The sequence below is a fragment of the Oryzophilus luti genome (assembly GCF_059726245.1).
Genome location: NZ_AP040874.1, coordinates 1,817,830 through 1,831,055 on the forward strand (window position 1 = coordinate 1,817,830; position 13,226 = coordinate 1,831,055).

The 13,226-nt window shown below is 62.9% G+C and carries 11 protein-coding genes; 6 read left to right on the top strand and 5 right to left on the bottom strand.

From position 1 onward, the window contains the following. Nucleotides 1-134 precede the first annotated feature (134 nt). The 3 genes from mreD to AC6IZO_RS07835 form a co-directional block, all read right to left on the bottom strand. Nucleotides 135-653 (bottom strand): rod shape-determining protein MreD, encoded by a 519-nt coding sequence (mreD, locus tag AC6IZO_RS07825; RefSeq protein ID WP_497809685.1) that lies wholly within the window; start codon nt 651-653, stop codon nt 135-137. After that, a complete protein-coding gene (mreC, locus tag AC6IZO_RS07830; protein ID WP_497809687.1) occupies nt 650-1,786 on the bottom strand; it encodes a rod shape-determining protein MreC in 1,137 nt (378 codons plus the stop codon). The genes mreD and mreC overlap by 4 nt, the downstream gene beginning before the upstream one ends. A 129-nt stretch (nt 1,787-1,915) precedes the next feature. Next, nucleotides 1,916-2,977, bottom strand: a complete 1,062-nt coding sequence (locus AC6IZO_RS07835; protein WP_497809689.1) for a rod shape-determining protein — start codon at nt 2,975-2,977, stop codon at nt 1,916-1,918. Nucleotides 2,978-3,438: 461 nt separating this feature from the next. Here AC6IZO_RS07835 and AC6IZO_RS07840 point away from each other — a divergent pair, with 461 nt between their 5' ends. Both AC6IZO_RS07840 and AC6IZO_RS07845 read left to right on the top strand, forming a co-directional pair. Then, nucleotides 3,439-4,164, top strand: a complete 726-nt coding sequence (locus AC6IZO_RS07840) for an energy transducer TonB (protein WP_497809691.1) — start codon at nt 3,439-3,441, stop codon at nt 4,162-4,164. Between the two features lie 4 nt (nt 4,165-4,168). Continuing rightward, entirely contained in the window at nt 4,169-5,161 is a 993-nt protein-coding gene (locus AC6IZO_RS07845; protein ID WP_497809693.1) for an energy transducer TonB, read from the top strand. Nucleotides 5,162-5,186: 25 nt separating this feature from the next. Here AC6IZO_RS07845 and AC6IZO_RS07850 read toward each other — a convergent pair whose 3' ends face one another. Further along, a complete protein-coding gene (locus AC6IZO_RS07850; protein WP_497809695.1) occupies nt 5,187-5,423 on the bottom strand; it encodes a hypothetical protein in 237 nt (78 codons plus the stop codon). A 205-nt stretch (nt 5,424-5,628) separates the two neighbouring features. After that, nucleotides 5,629-7,206: an aldehyde dehydrogenase family protein gene (locus AC6IZO_RS07855; RefSeq protein WP_497809697.1), complete on the bottom strand. Its 1,578-nt coding sequence runs from the start codon at nt 7,204-7,206 to the stop codon at nt 5,629-5,631. 127 nt (nt 7,207-7,333) lie between these two features. Here AC6IZO_RS07855 and AC6IZO_RS07860 point away from each other — a divergent pair, with 127 nt between their 5' ends. The 4 genes from AC6IZO_RS07860 (at nt 7,334) to AC6IZO_RS07875 (ending at nt 13,163) form a co-directional block, all read left to right on the top strand. After that, nucleotides 7,334-8,548 (top strand): aminotransferase class I/II-fold pyridoxal phosphate-dependent enzyme, encoded by a 1,215-nt coding sequence (locus AC6IZO_RS07860; protein ID WP_497809699.1) that lies wholly within the window; start codon nt 7,334-7,336, stop codon nt 8,546-8,548. A 211-nt stretch (nt 8,549-8,759) separates the two neighbouring features. Then, nucleotides 8,760-10,049, top strand: a complete 1,290-nt coding sequence (locus AC6IZO_RS07865; protein ID WP_497809701.1) for a multidrug effflux MFS transporter — start codon at nt 8,760-8,762, stop codon at nt 10,047-10,049. Between the two features lie 143 nt (nt 10,050-10,192). Beyond that, nucleotides 10,193-11,248 carry a GGDEF domain-containing protein gene (locus AC6IZO_RS07870; RefSeq protein ID WP_497809934.1) on the top strand — a complete coding sequence of 352 codons (1,056 nt, stop codon included), beginning with the start codon at nt 10,193-10,195 and terminating at the stop codon, nt 11,246-11,248. 250 nt (nt 11,249-11,498) lie between these two features. Then, entirely contained in the window at nt 11,499-13,163 is a 1,665-nt protein-coding gene (locus AC6IZO_RS07875) for a Do family serine endopeptidase (RefSeq protein ID WP_497809703.1), read from the top strand. Nucleotides 13,164-13,226 lie beyond the last annotated feature (63 nt).

Here is a 13,226-nt window from a genome sequence, read left to right on the forward strand (position 1 = left end):
AGAAAGACGACTGAAATCTGCACGACGCCACCCCGCGGCACGCAGGCCGCATGCTGCGCATGCCAAGCAATACCGCAACGCTGACTGAAGCCGGAGATTTGCGACTGGAAACTTGAAACGTGAAACGGGCGTTTCTATTCCCGACGCTTGAGCGGATCGAGCACGGCAAACAGCGCAACGGCACACAGCCCGTTGACGACCGCCGCCAGCAGTTCGTGGACCCAGTGCAGCGCCATCGGCTGATTTACCAGGGCGCGCATGATAAGCGCATAGATGCCGTTGTGCATCAGGTAGAAGGTGAAGGTCAGCAGAAAGCGCGCGCCGGGGTTTTCAACGTCGATACGCGCACCAAGCGACGATGCCGAGAAACCGACGATGGTCTTGGCAATGCCGTAGATGCCCAGCGGCAGATGTGTCAGAGCATCCTGTATCAGGCCGAGTGCCGCGCCCGTGGCCAGGCCGCTAATGGGATTGCGCCGCGCCATAGAGAAGAAGATCGTCACCAGCAATGGCAGGTCCACCACCGCAAGGAACGGCACACGCGCGGGCAGGAAGGCCTGCAGGAACAGCGCCGAGAACGGCAGGATGATGCCCGTCCACCAGGAGAACGAATAGACCTCAACCTGATCCTGCGAATCGTAGACGACCTTCATCGTGGCTCCTGCGTGGCCGCCGGATGCGCCGGGTTCTGTGCGGGCTTGGGCTGCGCGTTCAAAGGCTTCGGCTTGCTGGCCGGCGTGCCCGCACCCGTCGTTGCACCGGAAGTTGCCGGCTTCGCTGTCACACCCTGTGCGGGCTTGGGTGCAGTCGCGCCCGGAGCCGACGATGCCTGTGCGCCAGCGGCGTTCGGCTGCGTGCCCTGCGCGTTGGCGTCAGTCTTCTGCTGCGGCAGGCCCGGCAGTCGCTCGGCAAGAATGTCAGCCGCGCGGATGGGGCCGAGATCATTGGTCGCCGGTGCCTGTTCGATGGTCTGCGTGATGACCAGCACTTCCTCCAGCCGCTCCAGCCGCGCCGAAGGCCTCACGCGAATATCGAGGAAGGCGTTGCGTCCGGTGCCCACGCGCGAAACCCAGCCAATCGGCAGGCCCTTGGGATAGACGCTGCCACCGCTGGAGACCACCTGATCGCCGACGCTGATCTTCTCGTCTCCCATCACGTAATCCAGCGAAGTTTCAAACGTGTTGGCGGTTCCCTTGAGGATGCCCTGCACGCGCGAGTTGGCCAGCATGGCGCCCACGCCGCTGCTCGGGTCGGTAATGACCAGGACCTGCGAAGTTGCGGCGTAGACGTTCAACAGCTTGCCCACAATGCCTTCGGGCGTGATGACTGGCATGTCCGGCTTAAGGCCGTCGTTGGAGCCTTTATCGATGTAGACCAGCCGCGAGTGCTCGCTGCCGCTGGAGCCGACGACCTGCGCGGCCACGGTCTTGTAGACGTACTGCTCCTTGAAGCCGAGCAGCGTCTGAATGCGGCGCGCCTGCTTCGCGTCTTCCTGCAAGCGCACCTGCTGAACCTTCATCTGGTCGAGCTGGCGGCGCAGGTCTTCGTTTTCATGCCGGACGTTGCGCAGGTAGAAATAGTTGTTCCAGACCGAGTCGAACCAGTTGCTGCTGTGCACCACGCCGCGTTCCAGCGGCAGCACAAGCTCCAACGCCCACACGCGCAGCAGCGGCACCGAGCCGCCCTCTGTGCTGCGGCGCACCTGCGCCGCCAGCCCGAGGAACTGCGCAAGCAGCACCACCGCGAGCACGATGATGTTTTTGTGGCGATGGAGGATGGGTTCCATGGGAAAAGTTTCGAAACGTTTCAAAAGGTTTCGGAGTGTTTCGAAAGGTCTTCAGGAATTCCGGATGACGAAGCAACTCAACCTTGAAACCTTACGCAACCTTTCGAAACTTCTCGAAACCTCGGTTTCCTACTCGATCGAAATCTTTCTCAGCAGCTTGAAGTCGCTGAGCATTTTGCCGGTGCCGAGCACCACGCTGGCCAGCGGATCGTCGGCGATGGAGACCGGCAGACCGGTTTCCTCGCGGATGCGCTTGTCGAGGTTCTTGAGCAGCGCGCCACCGCCGGTGAGCACGATGCCGCGGTCGCTGATGTCGGCGGAAAGCTCGGGCGGCGTGCGCTCCAGTGCCACACGGATGGCGTTCATGATGGTGGAGACGCACTCACTCAGCGATTCGCGGATTTCGCGGTCGTCGATGGTGATGGTCTTCGGCACGCCCTCGATGAGGTTGCGCCCCTTGATCTCCATCGTCATCGGCTTCTCCAGGTCGTAGGCGGAGCCGATCTCCATCTTGATCTGCTCGGCGGTGCGCTCGCCGATCAGCAGGTTGTACTTGCGCTTGAGGAAATTCATGATGGCTTCGTCCATCTGGTTTCCGGCCATGCGCACGGAACGCGAGTAGACGATGCCGCTCAGCGAGATGACGGCGATGTCGGTGGTGCCGCCGCCGATATCGACAACCATGTTGCCGCTGGGCTCGGTGATGGGCAGGCCGGCGCCGATGGCGGCGACCATCGCCTGCTCGACCAGGTGAACTTCACTGGCCTTGGCGCGGTAGGCGGAATCCATGACGGCGCGCTTTTCCACCTGCGTAATCTCCGAAGGCACGCCGATGACGATGCGCGGATGCACCAGCATCTTGCGGTTGTGCGCCTTCTGGATGAAGTAATTCAGCATCTTCTCGGTGACCTTGAAGTCGGCGATGACGCCGTCCTTCATCGGCTTGATGGCCACAATGTTGCCGGGCGTGCGGCCGAGCATCTCTTTCGCCTCTTTGCCCACGGCTTCGACGTCATTGGTCACTTTGTTGATGGCGACGATGGAGGGCTCGTTGACCACGATGCCCTTGCCCTTGGCGAACACAAGCGTGTTGGCCGTGCCGAGATCGATCGCCAGGTCGCTGGAGAACATGCTGAACAGCGAACGGATGTTGGCAAAACGCGAGGCGGAATGATAGCCGTTGGATGACATTTGTTCTGAAAGTCTCTTCTGTTGTATTGGAGCCGCACGCGCCACCGCGCGCCGGCCCGGGCCTGCCCGAGAGCGTTACGCTGCCGGGTTCCGCAGCCATCGGCTGCACAAACTGGTAGCAACGGCTCTCTCAATGCACCCGGCGACAGCTCAGGCCCCTGCCCTATCGCCAGATTTTCCTTCGAGATACCACAGACAGGTCGGCGCGGCCACGATGCGTGCCAGCCCGACGTGGCCCCCGTGAAATAGTTTACTACCGCCCAAGCCCCGGCCGGGGCGGAATGCGAAAACTTTGCGAAAACCGGTGAAAACCTAAGACACGGCGGCAGTTAGGCGGCTGGCCAACAGCAGACACGGCAACCGGACAGCCCCATCCCCGGCCCTCGGCGGAAGCCGCCCGCAGCTTTTCGAGGCCGGAATTTCATTCGTGCCGCATGCGATATTCCTCTACCATTCCCTGCATGAAATTTCCGGCCCTTTCCCTGCTTGTTCTTTTCCTGCTCTGCCCCGCACTGCTGGCACAGGAACCCGAGGCTGCTCTTGCCGCCCCAGCGGTGCTTCCCGATTCGACGCATCTTGTGATTGTCCGCCACGAAGCCGCGTCTTACCCGCAACGGGCGGTTGAGTTGCGCCGCCAGGGACGCGTGCGCGTGCGGCTCTCGATCAACGAACAGGGCGCAGTGACAGCCGCACAGGCACTCAGCGGAGACTCCCTCTTCCGGGACTCCGCGTTGCATGCCGCACGCAAGTTCAAGTTCGAACCATTTATCCGGGGAGGCAAGCCGGTCGCGGTCACCACGGTCATTCCGTTCGATTTTGCATTTTCTGAAAACGTGCGGCAACTCGCGCCTCTGCCTCCGCCAGTGCCGGAGGACCCGAACGACAAGGACACCGAACACGTGAAAGTCAGCCCCGGCATCTCCAACGGCTACCTCGTACGCAGGGTGGCGCCTTGGTACCCATCGGAGGCGAAAAAATACGGCATTACCGGAACGGTGGTATTGCAAGGAACCATCGACCGCGATGGCACTCTCAGCGACCTGCATGTGCTGAGTGGGCCACGCGAACTGACGCAGGCAGCCCTTGACGCCGTGGAGCTCTGGCAGTATCGCCCCTACCTGCTGAACGGAAAACCTGTCAGGGTTGATACGCAGATCACAGTCAACTTCGCACTTGGAAGGAATTGAAGTGATGCGCGCACGAGTCCTCTGCTTGTCTTTGCTGATGTCTCTGATGTTCCTGGCCTCATTCATGGCTGCCGCACAGTCGCCTGCCACCGATAACGGTGCCAAGCGGCCGGAGTTTTCCGACCTCTCGCAGTTGAAGTATCCCGCGTGGGCGCTAAAGAACCGCGTCCACGACACGGCGCATCTGCGGGTTTACGTCGACCGCGAGGGCAACGTGATGTACGCCGAGGAAATCGGCGAGGGTTCGTCCCTGGGCTTTGACGCCGCCTCGGAGATTCGCAAGGCGCACTTCAAGCAGCATCTGGTGGACGGCCAGCCTGACCGCTTTGTAACTGAGGTCAGCCTCAGCTTCTCCGACCCCAAGCCCGAGGGCGGCAAGATCACCGCCAAGGTAACTGCCGACGCCAAGCCGATCCGTGGGCTGCTTGCGACTCGCAAGATCGAAGCCAACTATCCCAGCAGCGTGCACGATCATCACCCGGGCGAGACGAAAGTGAAAGTGATCATCGACGAGAGCGGCAAGGTGGCCGAAGCCACCATGGTCAGTGGCGGAGCGGAGTTTACTGACGCTTCTCTGGACGCCGCGCGGCGCTGGGAGTTTCTCCCCTTTGAGAAGGACGGAAAGCCCTCGCACGTTTCCACCACGCTGGAGTTCGTGTTCACCAACGGATGGATGGACGCGACCTATGTACCGCCCACACCGCGAATGATGGTTCGCGTCAGCGAGGGCGTGTCGGTGGGCTTGCTGCAGAAGAAAGTGAGCCCCATCTATCCGACACAGGCCAAGAATGACCACGTGCAAGGCTCGGTGGTGATGCGGGCAATCATCGGGCAGGATGGCAAGGTGAAGCAGCTCGACGTGTTCAGCGGGCCGCCGGTGATGCAGCAGTCCGCCATGAATGCAGTACGCCAATGGGAGTACAAGCCCTACTACCTCAACGGCAAGCCTGTGGAAGTGGAGACGCAAATCACCGTCAATTACACGCTGAGCCGGTAAGAAATGGACGGAAGGAAGCCTGCGCCTAGCGCACGGCCAAGCCGATGGCGACGGCGACCACGGCAATGACCATCAGGGCCATCACCGAAAGAGCCGCCATCTGGGCGCAGGTGGAGACTTCGCGGATGGTCTGCTGGCTGGGCAGCGGAGCGGAGTTCACCAGCTTGTGCATGCGGCGCGAACCCGAACAAACGGCAGCCGCCATGAGCACCAGGGCCAACCCCAGAGAGACGAGCGAGACGACACTAAGCCACCCCGACATGGCCAGCACGTTACTACAACTCCAGGACCGAGAGAAGCACAGAATTGTGAAATTTCACGCCTCCGTCCGGCGCGCGCAAAGGTCCTTTTGAATCTTGCATTGTGCCGGTGACATTGTGTAAAGACGCGCGCCGGTGAATGAGGATTCAGCGCGAAAAAGCCCCGCTCTGGAGATTCGGAACGGGGCTTTGCTGTTGCAGCGGCGGCTACTCGCGGTTATCGATCTGAGCGCGCTGCAACCGGTCGCTGTAATCGACGTAGATGGCTTTCCATTCGGTAAAGAAGTCGAAGGCTCCGATGCCGCCCTCGCGATGACCGTTGCCGGTCTGCTTCACGCCGCCAAAGGGCAGATGCACTTCGGCGCCGATGGTGGGAGCGTTGATGTAGGTGATGCCGGCTTCGAGGTCGCGCATGGCGGCAAAGGCGCGGTTCACGTCCTTGGTGTAGAGCGAGCTGGAGAGGCCGTAGGGCGTGCCGTTGGCGATTTCAATCGCCTGCTCAAGGTCATCGCACGGGATGCAACTGACCACGGGGCCGAAGATCTCTTCCTTGGCAATGCGCATCTTCGGGTCAACGTCGCCGAAGACCGTGGGCTGCACAAACCAGCCATACTTCAGGTCGCCCTTCTCGATGCGGTTGCCGCCGGTAAGAAGCTTGGCACCCTGCTTCTTGCCAAGTTCGATGTACTTGAGGTCGGTGAGCATCTGGCGCTCGTTGATCGCCGGGCCCATGTCGACCGACTCATCCAGACCGTTGCCGATCTTGAGCTTCTTGGCGCGTGCCACCAACTCGCGAACAAACTTCTTGTAAATGCCCTTTTGCAGGATGATGCGCGAGGTGGCCGTGCAACGCTGGCCGGTGGTGCCGAAGGCTCCCCAGAGCGCGCCATCCAGCGCCAGCTCCAGGTTCGCGTCGTCGAGTACGATCATCGGGTTCTTGCCGCCCAGTTCGAGCGAGCAGCGCTTGAAGTTCTTGGCACAGGCCGCGCCGACCTTGGAGCCGACCTCGGACGAGCCGGTGAGCGAGATAGCGCGCACCAGCGGATGCTCGGTAAGAGGCGTGCCCACCTCGGAGCCGGTGCCGGTCACAATGTTGACCACGCCCGCGGGCAGCCCTGCCTCGACGATGGCCGAGACAAAGTTGTAGACCGTCAGCGGCGTATCCTGCGCCGGCTTGATGACCACGGTGTTGCCGGCGACGATGGCAGGCCAAATCTTCCACGACGGAATTGCCATCGGGAAGTTCCATGGTGTGATGAGGCCGACCACGCCAAGCGGCTGGCGCACGCACATGGCGAACTTGTTGGGCAGTTCGCTGGGCGTGGTGTGGCCGAACATGCGACGGCCTTCCCCGGCCATGTAGTAGCCAAGATCGATGGCCTCCTGCGAGTCGCCGCGCGTCTCCTTCAGCACCTTGCCCATCTCGCGCGTCATGTCCTGCGCGGCGGCTTCCTTCTTCTTCTCCAGGATCATGGCGGCGCGCAGCACCAGTTCGGCGCGCTGCGGAGCGGGCACCAAGCGCCACTGCTTGAAGGCCTCATTGGCGGCCTGCACGGCGCCGTTCACGTCGGCCGCGCCCGAGCGCTGGAAGATGCCCACGACCTCGCGATGATCGGCGGGATTGTGGTTCTCAAAGGTCTTGCCCGTCTTGGCGCTGACGAAGCGTCCGTTGATGAAGTTCTTATAGACGGGAACAGAAGAGCCGGAAACTTCCGGGGCAAATTCCTTGGATGAGAGCTGCTTGGTGGCCATGGCCGTGCGTTCGCCTCCTGTGCGACCGACCATGCTATCCGCGATGGCGCGCGCGTTGCAAGAACACAATGATGGCAACTGGCCGGGCCGCGCACGCCGCTGCGCCGAGTTGTACAATCAGCCGATGGCGTGCGTGCCGCGCCGCCCGGAGATGACCCCAATGACACAGACTGCACAGGGCTACCAAGTCCTGCCCGCTTCGCGCATGGTAAACGTGCGCTACGCCATTCGTGACCTGGCCGTGGTGGCCGATGAAGTGGCCCGCCAGGGACACAAGCTGCTCTACCTGAACATTGGCGATCCCAATAAGTTTGACTTCGTGACGCCGCCGCACATGATCGAAGCCGCGCACCGCGCCATGGTGGACGGGCTGAACGGCTACGGCGATTCGCTCGGCGCGCGTCCGGCGGTGGAGGCCATCCGCGCCCAGGCCGAGCGCAACGGCTTCCAGAACATTCAGGGCATCTTCATCGGCTACGGCTCCGGCGAGGTCATCGATAGCTGCCTGACGGCGCTGCTCAACCCCGGCGACAACGTGCTGACACCCAGCCCCGAGTATCCGCTGTACTCCGCCGTGCTGGCCAAGTTGAGCTGCGAGACCAACGCCTACGCTCTCGACGAGGAGAACGGCTGGCAGCCCGACCTCGAGGACATGGAGCGGCGCATCAACCCGCGCACGCGCGCCGTGCTGCTCATCAATCCCAATAACCCGACCGGCGCGGTGTATTCGAGGCCGACGCTGGAGCGCATTGCCGACATGGCGCGCCGCCACAACCTGCTCATCCTGGCCGACGAAATCTACGACAAGCTGGTGCTCGACGACGACGTCAAGCACATCTCCATTGCCACGCTGGCGCCCGACCTTCCGGTGCTGACCTTCAATGGCATCTCGAAAGCCTACCTGGCGCCGGGCTGGCGCATTGGATGGTGCGTGGCCACCGGCCCAAAGGAATCGATTGCCAGCTACCTGGAGGCGGTCTACAAGCTGCTGCGCGCGCGCCTCTCGGCGCCGCATCCGTTTATGTATACCGTGAAGCCCGCGCTGGAAGGCCCGCAGGACCATCTGGTGGAGGTGCGCAACAAGCTGCGCCGCCGCCGCGATTTGACTGTGGAGTGGGCGCGCCGCACGCCGCATGTTTCGCTGGTGGCGCCGCAGGCCACGTTCTATGCCTATCCCAAGCTGGAGATCCCCGAGCCGGATCTCGACTTCGTAACCGCGCTGCTGAAGGAAAAGTATGTGCTGCTGGTGCACGGCTCCGGCTTTGGACAGAAGCCCGGCACCCGGCACGCGCGCATCGTCTTTCTGCCGCAGGAGGACGTGCTCAGCGCCGCCTACGACCGCATCACGGAATTCATGGCCGAGCGCTACAAGTAAGCACTCGCAGAAGTTCAACAATCCCCGCCGCCTGCTCAAGGGGGCGGGGATTTTTTCGTGACACGTGTCACGGGCGTGACACCTGCTCTTGTTCTTCCAGCCCGCATTTTTACTGACTCTCGCGGCGTTCCACGCAGTACATTGGGAGCGGCATCGAGCGACGCCGGACGTTGTGCCGGAACGCGCGCAGGCCTCCGGGGAACAGGACATCATGAGCGAGGGGCCGACAATACTTGCGACGAATGTACGAAGGGCGGCGCTTCCGCACCGTTCCGCCAGCTACATTGTTCTGCTCGGCGCGCTCAACGCGCTGCCCAATCTCGCCATCGATATCAACCTGCCTTCGCTGACGCAGCTCGAACACAGCTTCCACGTTACGCCGGAGCAAGCAACCGCCACGCTCAGCATCTTCATGCTTGGCTTTGCGCTCACGCCGCTGCTGCTGGGTCCGCTCTCGGACCGCTATGGCCGCCGCCCCGTCATGCTCGCCGGCCTGGTCGCATTTACGCTGGCAGGCGTGGGCTGCGCTCTGGCGCCATCGATCGGGGTCCTCATTGGCTGCCGCTTTGTGCAGGGCATCGCCGCCGGGGCCACCGCCGTGCTGCCCGCAGCCATTGTGCGGGACGTCTTCTCCGGCAACGAGGGCCGGCGCAGGCAGTCGTTCGTGGCGGTCATCAACAGTACCGGGCCACTGGCGGCGCCGCTGGTGGGCGCGGCCATCATGACGCTCTGCAACAACTGGCGCGCCATCTACTTCTCGCTGGTGCTGGGCGGTGCGACGCTGCTGGCAGTGGCTTCGGTGGGCTTTGCGGAAACCTTGCCGCCGGAGAAACGCGCACCACGGATGAGCGAGGCTCTCACCGGCTATGGCGCGGTGTTGCGCAACCGGCGCTTCCTCTTCTCCAGCATTCTGCTGATGCTGAATTTTGGCGGCCTGTTCGCCTATGTCTCCTCTGCGCCGCACGTCTTTATGAGCAATCTCGGCCTCACCAGTGGAGCGTTCGGACTGCTGTTTGCCTTCACGGCCGCTGGAACCATTGCCGGGGCCTACAGCAATGCCTATCTGCTGGGCCGTGGCGTTCCGCACACGCGCATCCTCGGCGCGGCGGTTGCGCTCAGCAGCGTGGCCGGAGTTGGAATTCTGCTGCTCGCTCGCAGTGGACAGGCGGGCGCAGTAGCAATGGCTGCGCTGGTGGTGGTCAGTAATTTCTGCTGTGGCATCGTGATGCCGAGCACCACCTCGTCGGCGCTGGAGGAGATCCCCGGCGTCGCCGGAACCGGTTCGGCGTTGGTACGTTCGGTGCAGATGGTGGGCGGCGCAAGCGCCAGCGCGGTGGCCGCGCGGCTCTATGACGGACACACGGCGAATGCAATGGCCTCGGTCATGCTGGCGTGCGCACTGGCGGGGCTGGCGGTCTTCGTGCTGGGAGAGATGCTGCTTCGCGCCCCGTCCGGTTCCGCCACAAGCTCACCTGTCGAAGAAGCCCGCAACTGCGACTGAAGCCGTTCTCGCCCTCAGCCCTCACAGGCAGGACGGTCCCACCCCACGCTCAAGTGCTGGCCCATGACTGCCGATAGAAACCTTGTTGAAGCGTAGCCGCTTCGGCCATCCCCCAGACGCCAGAAAGCACCAACGCCGTGAGCATGATCTCCATCAAGAAGTACTTGGACGCGAAGAACTCTCCCCCTGCGACCGGTGAAGACAGCGGAGCCTTTACCACGGCCGTTGCCGCCTGGCGCGCCACGCTGCAGGCCATCGCCGATAGTTGTCGCAAGGCCGCGCCCGGCATCAGCGACGGCTTTGGTTCGCAGATGGTGCGCGCCGATGCGGCGCTCGGACAGGCCGCGCCGGAAACTCTCTCGCAACTCGGGCCGGAAATCCGCCAGAACATTCTCGACTGGGGACGCCTGGCGGCCGACAATCTCGCCCGCGAAACCGCCGAGGTGAAGGAGATTCTGGTTGACGTGGCCAAGGCCGCCGAGCAGGTGACCGCCCGCGACCAGCGCACCTCGAAGAAGTTCCACGAAATCACCCACCGGCTGCAGGGGCTGGCCAAGGTCGACGACATCCGCGTGATGCGCACCTCGCTCAACAACAGCGCTACCGAGTTGCGCAAGGCGCTGGAGAAGATGGTGGACGAGGGTGAACAGGCGATGGCCACGCTGCGCAAAGAGGTTTCCGCCTACCAGACCAAGCTGGAGGAAGCCGAGCGGCTGGCCGCCCACGACCCGCTGACCAAGCTTTACAACCGCATGTTCATTGAGCGGCAGATTGAGCAGCGCCTGAAGGCCGGGGCGAGCTTCTGCGTCGCCCTCCTCGACCTCGACAACTTCAAGACCATCAATGACACCCACGGCCACCTAGTGGGAGACGAGGTGCTCCGCCTGTTCGCCACCGAGTTGCGCAGCGCCTCCCGCGCCGGCGACGTCATCGGACGGCTGGGCGGAGATGAATTCGTGCTGGTGCAGGACTGCGCGCTCGACGAAGCTCGCGCACAGATGGAACGCCTCACCCGCTGGGTCTGCGGCGAGTACAAGGTGCCTGACGGCGACCAGACACGCAAGTTCGTTCTGGAGGCGTCCTCCGGCCTCACGGAATTCCAGCCCGGCGACACGCTGGCCGACCTGCTGGCCCGCGCCGACGCCGCCATGTATGCCGACAAAAACACCCGTAAATCCTCTAGGTCCAATTTGCACTGAGTGGCCCCTCCCCGGGCGGCCCGCAATCAATTCGGTAACGGAGCCGAGGGCTGCTGCGTCTAATAGGCAGATTGGGCAGGAAGTGGAGAACCAAGGTTCCAACCTTACCTGCCGCCCCACTGCTTGGGCGGGTGTCCCCGTGTTGTCTGGCGTTGCCGCCACTGGAGCTGGCGGCGTGACGGCCGGGTGCCATTGACGAAGCCCGCGGGGTCTGCTTTCATCGCAGCATCAACATGGAGGAACGACTTACATGGATTCGCTGAACCCGAACGGGGCGCTTCCAACCAATGATCAGCCGGCCGAGACGCCGGCCCCGGCCGCTGCCAGCCAACCGGCTGCCAAGCAGGGCCGCTTCGCCCGCACCTTCGTCATTGCCATGACGCTGGCGCTGGGCATCATGATCGGGACCGTGGTCACCTTCGGCGTCAAGGGCAAGACGAATGACAGCTCCGACGCCGCGCAGTTGACGGTGCCCGCGCTCAAAACGCGCGGTGACAATCAGTTCTCCGCTGCAGCCCGCAAGATCGAACCGGCCGTGGTCAACATCAACACCGAGACCACCGTCAAGAACCCGCATAAGGGCATGCGGGTGCCCAAGAGCCAGCAGAACCAGGATGACGAAGAAGAAGGCGGCGACAGCCAGAGCCCGTTCCAGGACTTCTTTGACCGCTTCTTTGGCGGGCAGAACGGCGGCGGCAGCATGGGCAACATGCCGGAGATGCGCCAGCAGTCGCTCGGCTCGGGCGTGATTGTGGACCCGAAGGGGTACATCGTCACCAACTTCCACGTGGTCGATAAGGCCGACCAGATCCGCGTGAGCCTGATGAATGATCCGTCCTCGGTGAGCTACCCGGCCAAGGTCGTGGGCACCGACAAGGAAACCGATCTGGCCGTCATCAAGATTGACGTGAACCACCCGCTGCCTGCCGCCAAGCTGGGCAACTCCGACAGCATGGACGTGGGCGACTGGGTTCTGGCCGTGGGCAGCCCCTTCGGCCTGAAGCAGACGGTCACCGCAGGCATCATCTCGGCCAAGGGCCGCAACATCATGCCGCAGCGTCAGTTCCAGTCGTTCATCCAGACGGATGCGGCCATCAACCCGGGTAACTCGGGCGGCCCGCTGGTGAACCTGGACGGCGACGTGATCGGCATCAACACCGCCATCTACACCGAATCGAACGGCTACCAGGGCATCGGCTTTGCCCTGCCCTCGAACACCGTGGCGCAGGTCTATAACGCGCTGATCGGTCCGGACCACCGCGTGGCCCGTGGCTCCATCGGCATCGAGTTCACGCAGGATGCAGTGACCAACCCGGCCGTGGTTCGCATGTACGGCGCGGGCGTGCAGATCTCCCGCGTGACGCCGGACGGCCCGGCGGCGCAGGCCGGACTCAAGCACGGCGACACCATCAACAGCGTGGACGGCAAGAAGATTGCCACCGGCGACGAGCTGGTCAGCGAGATCAGCAACCACCGTCCGGGCAGCAAGGTGAAGCTGGGCTACCTGCGTGACGGCAAGCAGCAGGAAGCCACCGTCACGGTCGCCGACCGCCAGAAACTGTTCGGCAACCGTTTGGGAACCGAGGAAGCAAGCTCCGAAAACAAGGCTCCCAAGGAGAGCAAGCTGGGCCTCACCGTCAAGGACGTTCCTACGGATCTGGCTGAGCGCCTTGGACTTGGCAGCAACCACGGTGTGATTGTGCAGGACGTGAAGGCGGGCAGCTTTGCCGATTCCATCGACTTGGCGCGCGGGCTGATCATCCTGGAAATCAACAAACAGCCGGTCAAGGACGCTGCTGGCTTCGAGAAGATCGAGTCGGGCCTGAAGAGCGGCCAGGACGTGGTCTTCGTGGTGAGGACCTCCGCCGGAGGCAAGGACCAAGGAACGGTCTTCCTTGGAGGCGTGCTTCCGTAATACACTGATTAGGACAACTGTTGCGCTGGGCATCCCCAAGGGGATGCCCAGATTGCTATTGCC

Bases quoted from the DNA above. Each gene is read 5' to 3' on its own strand.
- mreD (WP_497809685.1), bottom strand. From the start codon at position 653: ATGAAGGTCGTCTACGATTCGCAGGATCAGGTTGAGGTCTATTCGTTC.
- mreC (WP_497809687.1), bottom strand. From the start codon at position 1,786: ATGGAACCCATCCTCCATCGCCACAAAAACATCATCGTGCTCGCGGTG.
- AC6IZO_RS07835 (WP_497809689.1), bottom strand. From the start codon at position 2,977: ATGTCATCCAACGGCTATCATTCCGCCTCGCGTTTTGCCAACATCCGT.
- AC6IZO_RS07840 (WP_497809691.1), top strand. From the start codon at position 3,439: ATGAAATTTCCGGCCCTTTCCCTGCTTGTTCTTTTCCTGCTCTGCCCC.
- AC6IZO_RS07845 (WP_497809693.1), top strand. From the start codon at position 4,169: ATGCGCGCACGAGTCCTCTGCTTGTCTTTGCTGATGTCTCTGATGTTC.
- AC6IZO_RS07850 (WP_497809695.1), bottom strand. From the start codon at position 5,423: ATGTCGGGGTGGCTTAGTGTCGTCTCGCTCGTCTCTCTGGGGTTGGCC.
- AC6IZO_RS07855 (WP_497809697.1), bottom strand. From the start codon at position 7,206: ATGGTCGGTCGCACAGGAGGCGAACGCACGGCCATGGCCACCAAGCAG.
- AC6IZO_RS07860 (WP_497809699.1), top strand. From the start codon at position 7,334: ATGACACAGACTGCACAGGGCTACCAAGTCCTGCCCGCTTCGCGCATG.
- AC6IZO_RS07865 (WP_497809701.1), top strand. From the start codon at position 8,760: ATGAGCGAGGGGCCGACAATACTTGCGACGAATGTACGAAGGGCGGCG.
- AC6IZO_RS07870 (WP_497809934.1), top strand. From the start codon at position 10,193: ATGATCTCCATCAAGAAGTACTTGGACGCGAAGAACTCTCCCCCTGCG.
- AC6IZO_RS07875 (WP_497809703.1), top strand. From the start codon at position 11,499: ATGGATTCGCTGAACCCGAACGGGGCGCTTCCAACCAATGATCAGCCG.